The organism is Celeribacter sp., from assembly GCF_048266405.1.
In the GTDB taxonomy this organism is placed as follows: domain Bacteria; phylum Pseudomonadota; class Alphaproteobacteria; order Rhodobacterales; family Rhodobacteraceae; genus Celeribacter.
In genome coordinates this window covers 18,287-33,536 of record NZ_JBLWZO010000014.1, presented here as the reverse complement: position 1 = coordinate 33,536, position 15,250 = coordinate 18,287, and the positions used below count along the sequence as shown (strand labels likewise).

The following is a 15,250-nucleotide window of genomic DNA, read 5'->3' as shown; positions in this document are numbered from 1 at the left end:
TTCCCGGTTGGTATAAGCCGTGGCATAGATTTAGAGTTTCCGTTATTCATCGTGGCCTAGGTGTTTATCTGCGTTACCAAAAAGCACGATCCCGCCTTAAGGTATTATTGGGACAAGATCTTTTTTAAGGGAATGCCGGTTATGGAACGAATTCAGCGCGATTTCCGGAGGTTTCGGAATGCATAAAAATAATTTTTTGATTGACGTTTGAACTCTGCCCAAAAATAAGCTGGTGTGTGTTGTGGACGTTGGCGCGCACCAGAATCGACATTGTCGATTTCACTCGGTGCGCCTGAGGTTAAGACGCAAGGGGGATTGAGGCACAGCCCGAGACCGCGTTTGGTCATAAACTGTTTGAAGAATTCATCTACGGGTGCGTAGATAGTCCTCCGTGTCGCATAGAAGGCTTCTGCCCCACTTCTCGACCACAAGAGGGCCGTAGCCAATGTGGGGAAGTAGAACGCGTGTTCAAGGGAATGACCGTTGACGTCGGAGATCGGTCTGTTGAACTTGCGAGAGGTATTCCCGAGATTGACCAACTCCCAATCTGGAACCAACCCTGCATCCAGTTTTGCGATGAGGTCCTGAATGGTTTGTTGTGCGTTATCGGTAAACGCCAAGTCGTCTTCTAAGACCAGTGCGTAGTCGCAATCGCTGTTGAGGAATCGTTCGACACATTGAAGGTGGCTTTTGTAGCAGCCTATTTCGCCACCCGTCATAGGGCGTGAAAAATTCCGAATGGCCCGCGCGGGATCATACTCTTCAAAGCTGGCGGGCGATTTGCCTCGTGCATCACAGGCGGGCACACGTTCTGCTTCTATTCCAACTTGGCTAAGTTGGGCTTTGGCATGCGATAGGCGGTCATCTGATCCGTCAAGGTTGATCAAAAGCGTAAGAAGTTTCGGCATCGGCGTCCCCAATTTTGGGCATTTATATGCAAAAATCCCCGCTGTTGCCAGCGGGGATTCCTAATGGTGTTCGAAGGGTAGGGAGGATTAGTCCTCTTTCTTCTCTTCGGTGATTTCCGCGCCAGTTTCCTGATCGACCATTTTCATGGCCAGACGCACCTTGCCGCGGTCATCAAAGCCGAGAAGTTTGACGTAAACTTCCTGACCTTCTTTGAGCACGTCGGATGGGTGGTTCAGGCGACGGTTTTCGATCTGGGAGACGTGCACGAGGCCGTCACGCTTGCCAAAGAAGTTCACGAATGCGCCGAAATCGACGACCTTCACGACTTTACCTTTGTAGATCTTGTTAACCTCAGGCTCTGCGACGATCGAGTGGATCATGTCGTAGGCTTTCTGGATCGCGTCACCGTTTGGCGATGCAATCTTGATGATGCCTTCGTCGTTGATGTCGACTTTCGCGCCGGACACTTCGACGATCTCGCGGATGACTTTACCGCCAGAGCCGATCACTTCGCGGATTTTATCCGTTGGGATCTGCATGGTCTCGATGCGTGGAGCGTGAACAGAGAAGTCACCTGCGCCGGACAGCGCTTTGTTCATCTCACCGAGGATGTGCAAACGGCCCGCTTTTGCTTGAGCGAGGGCTTTGCCCATGATCTCTGGCGTGATGCCTGCGACTTTGATGTCCATTTGCAGCGAGGTGATACCGGATTCGGTCCCTGCCACTTTAAAGTCCATGTCGCCCAAGTGATCTTCGTCACCCAAGATGTCGGAGAGGATCGCGTATTCGCCATCGTCCTCCAAGATCAGACCCATAGCCACACCAGCCACAGCGGATTTGAGCGGAACGCCCGCATCCATCATGGACAAGGAACCACCACAAACGGACGCCATCGAAGACGAACCGTTGGATTCGGTGATCTCGGACACAACGCGGATGGTGTAAGGGAAGTCGGTTGGCGCAGGCAGAACAGCCTGAAGCGCACGCCATGCCAGTTTCCCGTGACCGATTTCACGACGGCCTGGGCCGGATACACGACCAACTTCACCGACCGAGTAGGGTGGGAAGTTATAGTGCAGCATGAAGTTCGATTTGTAGGTGCCGGTGAGCGCGTCGATCATTTGCTCGTCGTCGCCCGTGCCGAGTGTTGTGACCACGAGGCCCTGTGTTTCACCGCGGGTGAACAGAGCGGAACCGTGGGTACGGGGCAGGATACCTGTCTCGGACACGATCGGACGAATTTCGTCCAATGCACGACCGTCGATACGCTTGCCTTCTTTGACAACCACACCGCGCAGGATCGAGCTTTCTAGTTTCTTGAGGGCGGCGGAGAGGTTGCCGTCTTCGAGTTGATCTTCGGTCAGCGTCGCTTTGATTGCTTCTTTCGCGGCGGCAACAGCGGCGGTGCGCTCTTGCTTGTCCGTGATCGCATAGGCCGCTTTCATCTGCGCTTCGCCTGCTTTTTTCACGACCTCAAAGAGTTCGGAATAATCAGGAGCAGCAAATTCAAATGGCTCTTTGGCGGCGTCTTCGGCCAGATCAATGATCAGGTCGATAACAGGCTGGATTTGCTCGTGAGCAAAGTTCACAGCGCCGAGCATTTCGTCTTCGGACAGCTCATAGGCTTCCGATTCCACCATCATCACGGCTTCTTTGGTGCCTGCGACAACCAGATCGAGACGTTGCTCGGGGTTGCTGCGCAGCATGTGCATATCATCAACGGTTGGGTTGAGGATGTATTCGCCATCTTCATAGCCAACACGCGCACAGGCGATTGGGCCCATAAACGGTGCGCCAGAGAGTGTCAGCGCTGCGGATGCTGCAATCATCGCCACAACGTCAGGATCGTTGACGAGGTCGTGGGACAGAACGGTACACATCACGAGAACTTCGTTTTTGAAGCCCGGTGCGAAAAGTGGACGGATCGGACGGTCGATCAGGCGTGCAGTCAGGGTTTCTTTTTCCGTTGGGCGGGCTTCACGTTTGAAGAAGCCACCTGGAACTTTACCAGCTGCGTAATATTTCTCTTGGTAGTGGACCGTGAGCGGGAAGAAGTCCTGCCCCGGTTTTTGCTCGCGGGCGAACGTTACGTTTGCCATCACGGAGGTCTCGCCCAGAGTGGCGATGACGGTTCCGTCAGCTTGACGGGCCACTTTGCCCGTTTCCAGTGTCAGCGTTTCTTCGCCCCACTGGATGGATTTTTTCACTTCGTTGAACATCTAGCTATCCTAATTGGGAGCACTCCCGACCCCTGTCGGGTCTCCCGTTATATATGGCGGCCGAATTGCCGCCGACCCCTCGTATCTATCATTCGTTGCGCGGGGGTCGTCACACACACGTCTCAGATATACCGCGCACATATAGCAAAATGGCGCTTTTGGGAAGAGGCTGCATGAAGGGGCATAATTGCGTCCATTGTGTCGCTCAGGCCGCGCAGATTGCCATGCGGGTGCGAGAGATATGCACTTTTTGTTTAGATGTGCGCGTCAGCTTGTTAGACATTTCTCGCATGCCTCTTCTTGGCGATGGCGGTTTTGGTTTTGAGGAAAGGGTCACTCCCATGCGTTCGATCATTTTGACTTTGGCTCTCGTTGTCGCCACCTGTTTGGCGTCGGAGGGTTATGCCGAGGAGACAGCCCGCGAGACCACGGCGGGCCCTGCGAAAATCCTCGCCATCGGTGACTCCCTCATGGCGTGGCATGGGGCGACGGGGCAATCCATTGCGGATGTGGTGGCCGAGCAACTTGGCGAACCCGTCGTTAACCACTCTGTGGTCGGGGCCAAGATTGTTTATGCGCTCCCCATTACGGGCGCCTTGGGGATGCGTATCGAGAGCCAGTTCAAGCCAAAAGGTTGGGACTGGGTGATTATGACGGGCGGGGGGAACGATTTGTTCCTCGGATGCGGATGCCACGCCTGTGATCGCCGTATTGAACGTATGATTGGTCCCGAAGGACAACAGGGTGATATCCCCAAACTCATCTCGCGCATTCGCGCCACTGGGGCGCGCGTGGTCTACATCGGCTATCTGCGCAGTCCAGGGGTGGATTCTGTGATCGATGCCTGTTTGCCAATGGGCAACACGCTTGAGGCCCGTATTGCCAAGATCGCGCAGCGGGATGCGGGCGTGACGTTCCTATCACTGGCCAAGCTCACCCCGCATGGTGATCGCTCCATGCACGGGATCGACATGATCCACCCGTCCGTCAAAGCCTCGCGGATTATTGGAACGCATGTGGCCGAGATCATCCGAAAGGCCGACAAGACGCGCTGACATTTCAGGCTGAAAAGGACGGTGTCGCGCGGTCTGTCGTGGGTGCGATGGGGCCTTGTGGTGGCGATTTGCGGCGGGAAATTGTTTAAACCCCGCGCCTTAAAGATATGAATCTCTATGAATAGCCTGCCCCAAAGATATGAAACTTAGCAAAGATCGAGCCTGAAAGTTGGTAAAAAACGAATCCGAAGAGATGGGGAATACGCATGAAAAAAGCGCGCCCCAAGGGACGCGCTTTTCGCAAAATATCTGTCAGCTTAGCGACGGATGCCGAGACGCTTGATAAGGTCTTGGTAACGTGCTTCGTCTTTGGATTTCGTGTAGTCGAGAAGCTTACGGCGCTTTGCAACCATCATGAGAAGGCCACGGCGACCGTGGTTGTCTTTCTTATGGGTTTTAAAGTGCTCGGTGAGCGTCGCGATACGCGAAGAGAGAATGGCGATCTGAACTTCGGGCGAACCAGTGTCGCCTTCTTTAGTGCCGAACTCTTTGATAAGGCGTGCTTTTTCTTCTGCAGTAATCGACATCGGGGTCTCCTTTAAAGGTTAGGGTACGAAGACGGCGCAGGCCGGGATGTCGTCCAGCAAGGCCCATGAAACACCGCATGTTTCCATACGGATGGGGGCGTATAGGCGGATTCTTTGCAAAAAGGAAGAGGTTTGTGAGCCTTGTGGCGTTACTGGCCCGTTTCTATCCGCTGTGTTTCGCTCATGATCTCGGTTGCCAGTTGTTTGGCCCATTCGCCGACAATGGGAACCACCTCCATCTGGTTGAGAATAAACCCGAAAATGGAGACAAGGATCGTCGCGCCTGCCACCGATCCAAATCCGAAAGCAAGTCCTCTAAGTAATTGAAACCACATAAGTTTCCATGTGGAGTTATGGATTTTAACGAAGCGATGTTCATTAAGGCGGCGAACTTCGGCTGTGAGGGCTTCAAGCTCGTCAGGTTGCAATTTTGTATCTGTCATTGGCGGGAGGATAGGTGAATTTGCAGAGAAAACAATGGCCTAGAGTGTTGTTTGAAAATAATTAGTGAAGATTAACAGTGGTTTAGTTAACATTTTCGGCATCTTTCACTTAGCGAAAAGACAAACATACGGTAAAAGGCGCCCATATTTAGTGGGGTTTGACATGTTGTGGGCTTTGGCGATTCTGGGGGTTCTTCCAGCAGCGTTCCTGTTTGGAGACGAAAACGATGCACCTGATGAGGGTGCTGTGTCTGATGATGCGCAACCCTCTCCCGCCAAGGAGACGGATGCCGATAACTCTTCGGAAAGCATAGATTTTTTCCTAAATTCCCCAACAGCCGCTTTGCGCGGAATGCCCTTTGACGTGTCAGAGGATGACACTTCCGAAGAGGAAGTGATCGAGCCCAATGATCCCGATGTGGCCGCAACCCCTGGACCAACGGGGTCCGAAGATGATTCCCCCACGACATCCACCGATCCCGAGACCGAGGCCTTCGCCGGACCTGCCGGCTCCGACGAGGATGATGTCCTGCTGCCCAATGCCGAAGACGATAACGTCACAGGCGATTTGAGCGGCGAGACGGTCAATTATATTCTTGATGATGACGGAGACGAGCTTGTTCTCCCCGATGACCGTCAACAAGGTGGCACAGATGCAACTTTCGCCGTTGACGAGGGAGGCGCCACGCTGACCACGGAAGGCACGCTCAATATTGTCGAGGGCGGCGCTGGAGACGACACCGTTGGCCTTGGTGATGATGCTGCGATTGCGTTCGGGAACGCGGGCAATGACGCGCTCTATGCGGGGGATGGATCTGCAATTCTGAACGGTGGCGAAGGCGATGATACCTTGGTCGCGGGACAGGATGCGCAGGCGAGTTATTACCTTGAAGGCGGCGAAGGCACCGATACTTTCGTCATGGAATTCGATTCTGCGGTGGGTCAGCCGACGATTGAAATCGCCGAATTTGATCCTTTGGTTGACGTCATTACAATCGAGGTGGATGCAGTTACCGCCGCAAGTGGTCCTGTCGACTTGTCCGTGGCGCAGACTGATGATGGTCTTTCAAGTGAAATCGTGATCAACGAGGTTGTTGTTGCCACCGTGACGGGCATCGCAAACTTAGACCCAAATATTATTGTATTGTCAGGCGTTTAAATGCTCTCTTTGGGTAGCCAGATCTCGGGCTGTTTTTCATAGGCGATGTACAGCGGGTGTTTGGGATGCCCTGCTTTTGACAGGCCGAGATGATTTAACTCCCGCCCCGTTTTTCGCAGCAATTCTTCGACTTGTGCGCCGCGCGCGAGATGAGCGCCATGCGTCCCCCACGCGCAAATGATGCTATCAGCCCAGTGGCTCCATTCCAAAATAGTTGCATCGTTTTCGGGGCCAATGGGGTCTTTTGCGGCGCGCATTTTTTTGGGGTCCGTATCGCGCCACGCAAAAATATTGGTGACACAAAACGCCCCGAACCCAAGCGCGCGGGCGCGGCGTTCACAGCGTTCAACGGTCGGATCGTTTTGCACTTCGGTTGCCGTTGACGGATTCAACATAACGAACAGCACCTTTCGCCCCTGTTCATCCCATGTGCGGGTCAGGGCATAGCGGTACTTTTCACAGTCGGAATAGACCGCGACCGAGGGCGCGTCGCCTTTGATATGCGTGCGTGTGATCATGGGGTATGAATGACCGTTTGCGGTGCGTGGTGCAAGTGGGGTGCTTAGAGGTTGAACACGCGGCTAGGGTGCAATTCACCGGACTTGTAGACGCCCACGGCAACGGGCTGCCCCTCGAACGAGGCCCACACTTCGTCGCCGTATTCGACGCCATCCGCAGGGTAAACCATGCCCGGATTGCCGTTGCCCAGACGGATCACGCCGTCGGGGGTGCAGCGCACTTCGTCCAGATCGGAAAGCCCTTCCTGGACGGGACGGATATAGGCGTCGAGGGCTTCTGTCTTGGCGTGCTCGTCGATGGTGGCAATAGAAATCCCGTCAGAGGCCTCCCACGGCCCCGACCATTCACGCCGTAGCCATTCAACGTGGCCAAAACAGCCCAAAGCCTCGCCGAGATCACGGGCAATAGAGCGGACATAGCCGCCTTTGCCGCAGACCATTTCAAGCACAACGTGGTCGGCATCTACGCGCTCGATAAAGCTTAATTCATCCACGTATAGCGGGCGGGCCGCGATCTCGAAGTCTGTCTCGTCGCGGGCCAGTTTGTAGGCGCGTTCGCCGTCAATTTTGACAGCGGAAAATTTTGGTGGCACCTGCATGATGTCGCCGCGAAACGGCTTAAGCGCAGATTTGATTTCATCATCCGTGGGGCGCATATCGCTTTCGGACAGGACTTCGCCTTCGGCATCATCGGTGTTGGTGGCTTGGCCGAGACGCACGGAAAAGCGGTAGCATTTCAACGCATCGGTGATGAAGGGAACGGTCTTTGTCGCCTCGCCAAGGGCCACAGCCAAAACACCCGTCGCATCGGGATCAAGCGTGCCGGCGTGGCCCGCTTTTTGCGCGTTCAGCGCCCAGCGAACTTTGTTCACAACGGAGGTCGAGGTCATGCCTGCGGGTTTGTCCACGATTAACCAACCGTGGAGCGCGCGGCCCTTTTTGCGTCGGGCCATTATTCGTCCTCGTCGGTCTCTGGGGTGTCGGTCTTGTTGATGTCGCGTTGCACGCGCTCATCGGCAAACATACGACGGGTCGCGTCCATGCGATCGAAGGTGTCGTCGAGCGCAAAGCGTAGTTCGGGCGTATGCTTGATGCCCAAGGCCTTACCGATGTGGTGGCGGATTTCGCCACGGTTGCGGCGCAGCGCCAAAAGCGCGGTTTCCGCATCCTTACCGCCCAAGGGCAGCACAAAGGCCGTGGCCACACGCAAGTCGGGTGACACGCGCACCTCGCCCACAGTGATGGACATCATCGTGAGGTCAGGGTCATGGATTTCGCCACGCGACAAAAGCTCCGACAGACGCCTGCGGATGGCTTCGCCAATGCGAAGAGTGCGGTGCGAGCCACTTGGCCCGCTTGTATGAGATCGTTTTGCCATAGGGGCGAGATAGTCGTGATTGCCCGTTCATGCAAGCGAGCCTTTGCCAAATAACGAACCGCACGCTAAACCACGCGCAACGTAATTCACGCAAGTTTCACTGGAGACCGCAATGTCTGACCTTCCCGGCATCGTTATCACGGGCGCATCGGGCCGTATGGGCCAAATGCTAATCAATACAGTTGCGGCCTCGGACAAGTGTACTTTGGTTGGCGCAGTTGAACGCGAAGGCCACGATTGGGTCGGACGTGATGTGGGCGAGGCTATGGGGGGTAAAGCTCTGGGCGTGTGCGTCACTGATGATGCTTTGGAGGCCTTTGCAAAGGCACAGGCGGTGATTGATTTCACCGCGCCCGAGGCGACATTGAAGTTTGCGGATTTGGCAGCGCAGGCGCATTGCGTCCATGTTATTGGCACCACGGGGATGAGCGACGAGCAGATTGCCAAGCTCGAACCCGCAGCGCGTCACACAACGATCATCCGCGCGGGTAATATGTCGCTTGGCGTGAATCTGTTGACCAAGCTGACAAAGATGGTCGCGCAGGCCTTGGACGATGACTACGATATCGAAGTTGTCGAGGCGCACCACAACCGCAAGGTCGATGCGCCGTCGGGCACGGCATTGATGCTCGGTGAGGCCGCCGCCGAAGGGCGCGGTGTCTCATTGGCTGAGGTGCGCGATTCGGGCCGTGACGGCATCACAGGGGCGCGCAAAAAAGGCGATATCGGATTCTCTGCGATCCGTGGTGGCGACATTGTGGGGGAACACGACGTGATGTTCATCAGCGGCGAGGAGCGCATTGTTTTGCGCCACGTTGCCAGTGATCGGTCGCTCTTCGCTAAGGGGGCCGTGAAAGCGGCGCTTTGGGGGCAGGGCAAGAAACCTGGTGAATACGATATGATGGATGTGCTTGGTCTCTAAGCGGCCAACCACATCGCGGGCCTCATCAAAAATCGATGGCGAGGCCTTTTTTCTCCCAGTCGCCATAGCGCACGGGTTCGGGTCCATCGCGGCCACCAAGCTCGATGGGTATGGTTTTGGCCTCGGCCAGTGCCTTCTTACGGCGCTCTTCGGCCTCGATCAGTGCGCGTTGTGCCGCAGGCGGCAGGTCAGAAATGTCACGCCCGTTAATGATTGAGGGATTTTCAGGGGTATCGTTCATGGTCTAATCCTTGTCCGTGCGTTCATTCTGATATACCCGCCATGACCATGAAAACAAGTTCCTCAAAAGTCGCGGGCCTCGATCCGCGCCGTGTGGCCCTCGCATTGCTTGATGCGGTGACGATCGAAAACCGTCTTTTGTCCGAAGTCCTGACAAAGAAAACCGCCGTTCTGGCGTTTGATGACCGCGCCCGTGCGCAGCGTCTCGCGACAGAGTGTCTGCGGGTTATGGATCGGTGTGACCGGATGTTGGGGCCATATTTGTCGACGCTTCCTGCGCCGCATGTGATGAACGCCCTGCGTTTGGGTGTCTATGAAATGTGCGAGGCGGGTGAGGCGTCCTACGGCGTGGTGAATAGCTACGTCTCGCTGATGCAGGAAAACGCGACGTTTGCGCATTTCAAAGGCCTGATCAACGCGGTGCTGCGCAAGGTGTCGGGAGATGTCGCCAAGTGGGAGACATTGCCAGTGCCAATGATGCCCAAATGGTTGCGCAAGCCTTTGATTGCGGATTTCGGCAAAGCGACTGTAGCGGCGATGGAGTTGGCGCAATCCAAAGGTGCGCCTCTTGATCTCACGGTCAAAGGCGACGCGGAGGCCGTGGCCGCCGCGACGGGGGGCGTAGTTCTGCCGACGGGATCGGTGAGGGTGGATGGTGCTGTCCAAGTGACAAAACTCGAGGGCTTTGATGCGGGCGACTGGTGGGTTCAGGATTCGGCTGCGGCTTTGCCTGCCAAAATCCTTGCGGCGAAACCTGATGAGCGTGTGCTTGATCTGTGTGCCGCGCCCGGCGGGAAAACGATGCAGATTGCGGCAACTGGAGCCGAAGTCACCGCGCTTGATATTTCCGAAATCCGGATGAAACGCGTGGCGGAAAACCTTGCACGCTGCGGTTTGTCGGCAGAGATGATCGTGAGTGATGCGCTTGAATACGAGGGCGGGCCGTTTGATGCGATTCTCCTTGATGCGCCTTGCACGGCGACAGGCACAATTCGTCGCCACCCTGATTTGCCTTACGCCAAAGACGGGTCGGATTTTCCGGCTCTGTTCGAGTTGCAAGAACACATGATCGACCGCGCGTTGGGGCTTTTGAAGCCCGAGGGGCGTTTGGTGTATTGCACGTGTAGTATGTTGATCGACGAGGGTGAGGAGCAGGTGCGCGATGCCTTGGCGCGTCATCCTGATCTGCGCGTGGACCTAGAGGCCTTGAAGGTACAAGGGGTCGAGGCCGATTGGATCGGTCCAGAAGGGTTGCGCACACGACCAGATTTTTGGGCTGATCGGGGCGGCATGGACGGGTTTTTCATCACGGTTTTCCGCCGCTCGTGAACTCAGGCGTAAAACGGCAATGACAGAACGTCCGCGTCTCGCTATCTTGGCCCGCAAAACAACGACCCGCAGAGAGCGGGCGCAGGTGAGCTAAGTGAGGCAGGCGCGGATGTCGCGGAAAGACGATTGGCGGGCAAAAACCATTCGTCGCATGAACAGGGTTCATGCGTGGCGGGCATCGCGTACCAAACCCGCAACGGGATTTGTGTCGCAACCCGAACCCAAATCCATTGGATCCTTCGCCAAGGGCCGCCAGTTGATCGCGGGTAATTTCCTGTTTGCGGGGCATCTCGTGGAGGCGCCCAAGGTCACGATTTGGGACATTCCGATGCCGACCTCGGATTTCGTTGAGGAGTTACACGGATTCGCGTGGCTAGATGATTTGGCCGCCGTTGGTGATGTGAATGCCCGCGCCCGCACGCAAGATTGGATCAAGGAATGGATGCGCCGCCATATGAATGGTTCTGGCGCAGGGTGGACCCCCGATCTCACAGGGCGCCGTCTGATCCGTTGGATCAACCACGCGCTGTTTTTCCTCTCTGGACAGGACACTGAAACCTCAGATGCCTTTTATAAAACCCTCGCGCAGCAGACTATTTTCCTGACCCGTAGGTGGCACACAGCGTCCGAAGGCTTGCCGCGGTTCGAGGCGCTGACAGGACTGATCTATGCAGGGTTGTCGTTGCAGGGAATGGAAGAGCACGTTGCCCCTGCTGTGAAGGCTCTGGCGCGGGAATGTGACGAACGAATTGATACGCAGGGTGGTTTGCCGACGCGCAACCCCGAAGAGCTATTGGAAGTCTTTACACTACTGACGTGGGCGGCCTCCGCACTGTCCGAAGCGGGTAAAGTGGCGGACGAGGCGCATTTAGCTGCGCTTACACGGATCGCGCCGACCTTGCGGGCGCTGCGTCATTCCGACGGTGGGTTGGCGCGGTTCCACGGTGGTGGGCGAGGGGCCGAGGGGCGGCTTGATCACGCCTTGGCGGCGTCGGGCAACCGTGATGCGGCGGGCGAAGGGCTACATATGGGCTATTTGCGGCTGCATGCGGGGCGCACTTCTCTTATTGTGGATGCTTCGCCTCCGCCCGCTATTCCGGTATCATTCAATGCCCATGCCTCGACCTTGGCCTTTGAGATGACATCGGGCCGTCGCCCCGTGATCGTCAATTGCGGCTCGGGGGCCAGTTTCGGTCCTGACTGGCGGCGCGCTGGGCGGGCAACGCCCTCGCACTCGACGTTGGGGATCGAAGGATTTTCCTCGTCGCGTCTTGGTCCAAAAACAATGGTCGGGGGACATTTGCGTGAGTTGTTGGTGGATGTCCCTACGGATGTGCGGATCGAGATGCGCAATGGCGGGGCGGACGTCGGCTTCGTTGCGGGGCACAATGGCTATGTGCGCACCCACGGTCTTACTCATGTGCGACAGATTGATTTGAGCCATGATGGGCGCGGTTTGGCGGGCGAAGACACATTGGCCACAATTACGGGTGCGGATGAGAAACAATTCGATCGCATGATGGACCGCCAGAAGCTTCAGGGCATCCCGTTTCAGGTGCGGTTTCACCTGCATCCCGACGTAGACGCGGAGTTGGACATGGGCGGTGCTGCGGTGTCGATGGCGCTCAAGTCAGGCGAGATTTGGGTGTTTCGCCATGACGGAAGGGCAACTTTAAGCCTCGAACGGTCGGTTTATCTCGAAAAAGGGCGATTAAAACCGCGTGCGAGCAAACAAGTGGTTCTATCTGCGGCCGCAATGGATTATGCGACGCGCGTCCGTTGGACTCTCGCGAAGGCGCAGGAGACACCAAATACCCTGCGTGATCTAGAGATGGATGACGAGACGTTGAGTTGATTTAGACCTTTGATCTGGGGACTGCCACATGACCGATCTCGCACCTGTAAAGCGCGCGCTTCTTTCCGTATCTGATAAAACTGGCCTCGTTGCATTGGGCCAAGCCCTTGCGGCGAAAGGTGTCGAATTGTTGTCGACGGGCGGTTCCGCCAAGACGCTGCGCGATGCAGGGCTCGAGGTGAAGGACGTGGCGGATGTCACGGGGTTCCCCGAGATGATGGACGGTCGCGTGAAAACGCTACATCCCAAAGTGCACGGCGGTTTGCTTGCGCTGCGCGACAACGCCGATCACGTCAAAGCAATGAGTGACCATGACATCGGTGCGATTGATCTGCTGGTGGTGAACCTCTATCCGTTTGAAGCTGCCCTTGCGCGTGGCGCGGATTACGACGAGATGATCGAGAACATCGACATTGGCGGGCCCGCAATGATCCGCGCGGCTGCGAAGAACCACGGGTTCGTGACGACTGTGGTGGATGTTGAAGATTACGATGCGTTGATCGCGGAGTTGGAGGCCAACGACGGTCAGACCACTTATGCGTTCCGCCAGAAACTCGCTCAAATCGCCTATGCCCGCACGGGGGCCTATGATGCCGCCGTGTCCACATGGATGGCTGATGCGATTGGTGAGGCCGCTCCACGCCGTCGCGTTGTGGCAGGTCAGATTAAACAGACCTTGCGCTACGGTGAAAACCCTCACCAAACTGCATCGTTTTATGTGGATGGCTCATCGCGTGCGGGGGTTGCAACAGCGGCCCAGCATCAGGGTAAAGAGCTGTCCTATAACAACATCAACGACACGGACGCGGCGTTTGAATTGGTCGCAGAGTTTGATCCTGCGGAATCGGCTGCGGTTGCGATTATCAAACACGCCAACCCATGTGGTGTCGCAAAAGGGTCCACTCTCCTAGAGGCCTACACAAAAGCCTTCGACTGTGACCGCACATCCGCTTTCGGTGGTATTGTTGCGCTCAACAAGGCACTTGATGCTGAGACTGCCGAGGCGATCACCGAGATCTTTACCGAGGTTGTCATCGCACCTGGCGCTTCTGATGAGGCCAAGGCGATCTTTGCGAAGAAAAAGAACCTGCGTTTGTTGACCACGGATGGCTTGCCCGATGTTCTGGCAACCTCCAACACTGTGCGTCAGGTTGCAGGTGGGATGCTTGTTCAGGATAAAGATGCGGGCTTTATCGGTCTCGACGATTTGCGGGTTATGACGAAGAAAGCCCCGACTGACGAACAGCTTCAAGACCTGTTGTTCGCATGGAAAGTCGGCAAGCACGTTAAATCCAACGCCATCGTTTACGTCAAAGACCAAGCAACGGTGGGAGTCGGCGCGGGACAGATGTCGCGCCTTGATTCGGCTCTCATTGCTGCGAAGAAGGCAGAGCGTATGGCCGAGGCGATGGGCTTGCCTGAACCTTTGACGAAAGGGTCCGCTGTGGCGTCTGATGCGTTCTTCCCGTTTGCGGATGGTTTGCTTGAGGCAGCTGCTGCTGGGGCGAGCTGTGTTATCCAACCTGGTGGCTCCATGCGCGACCAAGAGGTCATTGACGCTGCCGACGAGGCGGGTCTGGCGATGGTCTTTACCGGTATGCGTCACTTCCGTCACTAAACGCTGAATTGGAGAGCGCATGCGCCTAACCCTTTGGACAGCTTTGATCACCTTTCTCATCGATCAGATGTCGAAGTGGGTTGTGGTGCATGCGCTCAACTTGCGCTCTGTAGGCGAGATTATCGTTGCACAGCCCTATCTGGTATTTCGGATGGCATGGAACGAGGGGGTCAATTTTGGCCTGTTCTCGGAATATGCGGCACTGACGCGGTGGATTTGGGTCGGCTTGGCTGTTGTTGTGTCGATCTGGGTCATCACATGGGTGCGCAAAGAGGGCTTTTCCGCCATAGGCAATTTCAGCGCGGGATTGTTGGTCGGCGGCGCGCTCGGAAATGCGTTGGATCGCGTGATTTACGGTGCGGTTGCGGATTTTCTCAACATGTCCTGTTGTGGCTTTTCCAACCCCTATTCGTTCAATGTCGCAGATATCGCGATTTTCGCGGGAGCGTTCGGTCTGATCCTTTTCACAGGGGATGGTAAAAAGCGGGCGTGACGTCCTCGCTTGCTTGCGCTACATATGTGCAGGATATCGGCTTGAGGGACGGAGTTTATGCAGTTTAAGGCTCTAAATACGGGTTTGTGCCTGATGGGAATGCTTGCTTTGACGGCCTGTGCGCCCAAAGCGGACCTGCGCCCTTCGGCGATCTCGACTGGCCCTGATGAATTCGGCGTTGTGCCATCCAAACCTTTGGAAGCACCGACGGATTTCACGGCATTGCCGGCTCCGACACCTCAGGGTGTCAATCTTGCTGATCAACAACCCAAAGCCGATGCGATTGTCGCACTTGGTGGACGTCCGAACACAGGCAGCGCTGTTGATGGTGGGATTGTCTCTTATGCCTCGCGCTTTGGCGTCAATCCGTCCATCCGAACTGATCTTGCAAAAGCTGACGAATCCAAGCTCAAGCGTAGTGGTTGGATTGGTTTTCCGTGGCAGAAAAACAAGTATGAACGGGCTTATAAACGCTTCGCGCTTGATCCCTTTGCCGAATGGCAGCGCCTGCGTGCGCTTGGCGTGAACGTGCCATCCGCACCACCCCGCAACTAACGCGCCCTCCTGTTTGATCACATCCACGTC

General features: G+C 56.1%; 16 protein-coding genes. 8 read left to right on the top strand and 8 right to left on the bottom strand.

All coding sequences use genetic code 11. From position 1 onward, the window contains the following. Positions 1 to 152 precede the first annotated feature (152 nt). Both ACN0TS_RS16630 and pnp read right to left on the bottom strand, forming a co-directional pair. Positions 153 to 908 carry a glycosyltransferase family 25 protein gene (locus ACN0TS_RS16630; RefSeq protein WP_417260486.1) on the bottom strand — a complete coding sequence of 252 codons (756 nt, stop codon included), beginning with the start codon at positions 906 to 908 and terminating at the stop codon, positions 153 to 155. Positions 909 to 995: 87 nt separating this feature from the next. Further along, positions 996 to 3,128, bottom strand: coding sequence for a polyribonucleotide nucleotidyltransferase (gene pnp, locus ACN0TS_RS16625; protein ID WP_417260485.1), 2,133 nt, complete (start codon positions 3,126 to 3,128; stop codon positions 996 to 998). A gap of 341 nt (positions 3,129 to 3,469) precedes the next feature. On the opposite strand from pnp, the gene ACN0TS_RS16620 reads away from it, so the two are divergent. Continuing rightward, complete coding sequence (locus tag ACN0TS_RS16620; RefSeq protein ID WP_417260484.1) at positions 3,470 to 4,183, top strand: SGNH/GDSL hydrolase family protein; 714 nt, start codon at positions 3,470 to 3,472, stop codon at positions 4,181 to 4,183. Positions 4,184 to 4,440: 257 nt separating this feature from the next. Here ACN0TS_RS16620 and rpsO read toward each other — a convergent pair whose 3' ends face one another. Both rpsO and ACN0TS_RS16610 read right to left on the bottom strand, forming a co-directional pair. Continuing rightward, positions 4,441 to 4,710: a 30S ribosomal protein S15 gene (gene rpsO, locus ACN0TS_RS16615; protein WP_417260483.1), complete on the bottom strand. Its 270-nt coding sequence runs from the start codon at positions 4,708 to 4,710 to the stop codon at positions 4,441 to 4,443. A 149-nt stretch (positions 4,711 to 4,859) separates the two neighbouring features. Then, positions 4,860 to 5,153, bottom strand: a complete 294-nt coding sequence (locus tag ACN0TS_RS16610; RefSeq protein WP_417260482.1) for a DUF5665 domain-containing protein — start codon at positions 5,151 to 5,153, stop codon at positions 4,860 to 4,862. Between the two features lie 163 nt (positions 5,154 to 5,316). Here ACN0TS_RS16610 and ACN0TS_RS16605 point away from each other — a divergent pair, with 163 nt between their 5' ends. Beyond that, entirely contained in the window at positions 5,317 to 6,312 is a 996-nt protein-coding gene (locus ACN0TS_RS16605; RefSeq protein ID WP_417260481.1) for a calcium-binding protein, read from the top strand. Here ACN0TS_RS16605 and ACN0TS_RS16600 read toward each other — a convergent pair. From ACN0TS_RS16600 to rbfA, 3 genes are read right to left on the bottom strand one after another with little or no spacing between them, the layout of a single operon-like run. Next, positions 6,309 to 6,830: a DUF1643 domain-containing protein gene (locus tag ACN0TS_RS16600; RefSeq protein ID WP_417260480.1), complete on the bottom strand. Its 522-nt coding sequence runs from the start codon at positions 6,828 to 6,830 to the stop codon at positions 6,309 to 6,311. The genes ACN0TS_RS16605 and ACN0TS_RS16600 overlap by 4 nt on opposite strands. 44 nt (positions 6,831 to 6,874) lie before the next feature. Next, positions 6,875 to 7,783, bottom strand: a complete 909-nt coding sequence (truB, locus tag ACN0TS_RS16595; RefSeq protein WP_417260479.1) for a tRNA pseudouridine(55) synthase TruB — start codon at positions 7,781 to 7,783, stop codon at positions 6,875 to 6,877. Then, positions 7,783 to 8,208 (bottom strand): 30S ribosome-binding factor RbfA, encoded by a 426-nt coding sequence (gene rbfA / locus ACN0TS_RS16590; RefSeq protein ID WP_417260478.1) that lies wholly within the window; start codon positions 8,206 to 8,208, stop codon positions 7,783 to 7,785. Before rbfA ends, truB begins: the two co-directional genes overlap by 1 nt. Positions 8,209 to 8,320: 112 nt before the next feature. On the opposite strand from rbfA, the gene dapB reads away from it, so the two are divergent. Further along, the gene (dapB, locus tag ACN0TS_RS16585; RefSeq protein WP_417260477.1) at positions 8,321 to 9,130 is read left to right on the top strand and encodes a 4-hydroxy-tetrahydrodipicolinate reductase; all 810 of its coding nucleotides are present in this window, start codon (positions 8,321 to 8,323) and stop codon (positions 9,128 to 9,130) included. A 25-nt stretch (positions 9,131 to 9,155) separates the two neighbouring features. Here the strand turns inward: dapB and ACN0TS_RS16580 are convergent, their stop codons facing one another. Next, complete coding sequence (locus tag ACN0TS_RS16580; RefSeq protein WP_417260476.1) at positions 9,156 to 9,371, bottom strand: DUF1674 domain-containing protein; 216 nt, start codon at positions 9,369 to 9,371, stop codon at positions 9,156 to 9,158. A gap of 47 nt (positions 9,372 to 9,418) precedes the next feature. On the opposite strand from ACN0TS_RS16580, the gene ACN0TS_RS16575 reads away from it, so the two are divergent. From ACN0TS_RS16575 to ACN0TS_RS16555, 5 genes are all read left to right on the top strand, one after another. Then, on the top strand, positions 9,419 to 10,699 hold the full coding sequence (locus tag ACN0TS_RS16575) for an RsmB/NOP family class I SAM-dependent RNA methyltransferase (protein ID WP_417260512.1): 1,281 nt from the start codon (positions 9,419 to 9,421) through the stop codon (positions 10,697 to 10,699). Positions 10,700 to 10,808: 109 nt separating this feature from the next. Continuing rightward, positions 10,809 to 12,554, top strand: a complete 1,746-nt coding sequence (locus ACN0TS_RS16570) for a heparinase II/III family protein (RefSeq protein ID WP_417260475.1) — start codon at positions 10,809 to 10,811, stop codon at positions 12,552 to 12,554. Positions 12,555 to 12,582: 28 nt separating this feature from the next. Further along, positions 12,583 to 14,172 (top strand): bifunctional phosphoribosylaminoimidazolecarboxamide formyltransferase/IMP cyclohydrolase, encoded by a 1,590-nt coding sequence (gene purH / locus ACN0TS_RS16565; protein WP_417260474.1) that lies wholly within the window; start codon positions 12,583 to 12,585, stop codon positions 14,170 to 14,172. Positions 14,173 to 14,191: 19 nt separating this feature from the next. Continuing rightward, complete coding sequence (gene lspA, locus ACN0TS_RS16560) at positions 14,192 to 14,665, top strand: signal peptidase II (RefSeq protein WP_417260473.1); 474 nt, start codon at positions 14,192 to 14,194, stop codon at positions 14,663 to 14,665. A gap of 57 nt (positions 14,666 to 14,722) precedes the next feature. Further along, positions 14,723 to 15,220 carry a DUF3035 domain-containing protein gene (locus tag ACN0TS_RS16555; RefSeq protein WP_417260472.1) on the top strand — a complete coding sequence of 166 codons (498 nt, stop codon included), beginning with the start codon at positions 14,723 to 14,725 and terminating at the stop codon, positions 15,218 to 15,220. Positions 15,221 to 15,250 lie beyond the last annotated feature (30 nt).

What these genes read in the sequence shown, in the direction of transcription:
- ACN0TS_RS16630 (WP_417260486.1), bottom strand. Translation starts at nt 908, where the DNA reads ATGCCGAAACTTCTTACGCTTTTGATCAACCTTGACGGATCAGATGAC.
- pnp (WP_417260485.1), bottom strand. Translation starts at nt 3,128, where the DNA reads ATGTTCAACGAAGTGAAAAAATCCATCCAGTGGGGCGAAGAAACGCTG.
- ACN0TS_RS16620 (WP_417260484.1), top strand. Translation starts at nt 3,470, where the DNA reads ATGCGTTCGATCATTTTGACTTTGGCTCTCGTTGTCGCCACCTGTTTG.
- lspA (WP_417260473.1), top strand. Translation starts at nt 14,192, where the DNA reads ATGCGCCTAACCCTTTGGACAGCTTTGATCACCTTTCTCATCGATCAG.
- ACN0TS_RS16610 (WP_417260482.1), bottom strand. Translation starts at nt 5,153, where the DNA reads ATGACAGATACAAAATTGCAACCTGACGAGCTTGAAGCCCTCACAGCC.
- rpsO (WP_417260483.1), bottom strand. Translation starts at nt 4,710, where the DNA reads ATGTCGATTACTGCAGAAGAAAAAGCACGCCTTATCAAAGAGTTCGGC.
- dapB (WP_417260477.1), top strand. Translation starts at nt 8,321, where the DNA reads ATGTCTGACCTTCCCGGCATCGTTATCACGGGCGCATCGGGCCGTATG.
- truB (WP_417260479.1), bottom strand. Translation starts at nt 7,783, where the DNA reads ATGGCCCGACGCAAAAAGGGCCGCGCGCTCCACGGTTGGTTAATCGTG.
- rbfA (WP_417260478.1), bottom strand. Translation starts at nt 8,208, where the DNA reads ATGGCAAAACGATCTCATACAAGCGGGCCAAGTGGCTCGCACCGCACT.
- ACN0TS_RS16580 (WP_417260476.1), bottom strand. Translation starts at nt 9,371, where the DNA reads ATGAACGATACCCCTGAAAATCCCTCAATCATTAACGGGCGTGACATT.
- ACN0TS_RS16575 (WP_417260512.1), top strand. Translation starts at nt 9,419, where the DNA reads ATGAAAACAAGTTCCTCAAAAGTCGCGGGCCTCGATCCGCGCCGTGTG.
- ACN0TS_RS16605 (WP_417260481.1), top strand. Translation starts at nt 5,317, where the DNA reads ATGTTGTGGGCTTTGGCGATTCTGGGGGTTCTTCCAGCAGCGTTCCTG.
- ACN0TS_RS16600 (WP_417260480.1), bottom strand. Translation starts at nt 6,830, where the DNA reads ATGATCACACGCACGCATATCAAAGGCGACGCGCCCTCGGTCGCGGTC.
- ACN0TS_RS16570 (WP_417260475.1), top strand. Translation starts at nt 10,809, where the DNA reads ATGTCGCGGAAAGACGATTGGCGGGCAAAAACCATTCGTCGCATGAAC.
- ACN0TS_RS16555 (WP_417260472.1), top strand. Translation starts at nt 14,723, where the DNA reads ATGCAGTTTAAGGCTCTAAATACGGGTTTGTGCCTGATGGGAATGCTT.
- purH (WP_417260474.1), top strand. Translation starts at nt 12,583, where the DNA reads ATGACCGATCTCGCACCTGTAAAGCGCGCGCTTCTTTCCGTATCTGAT.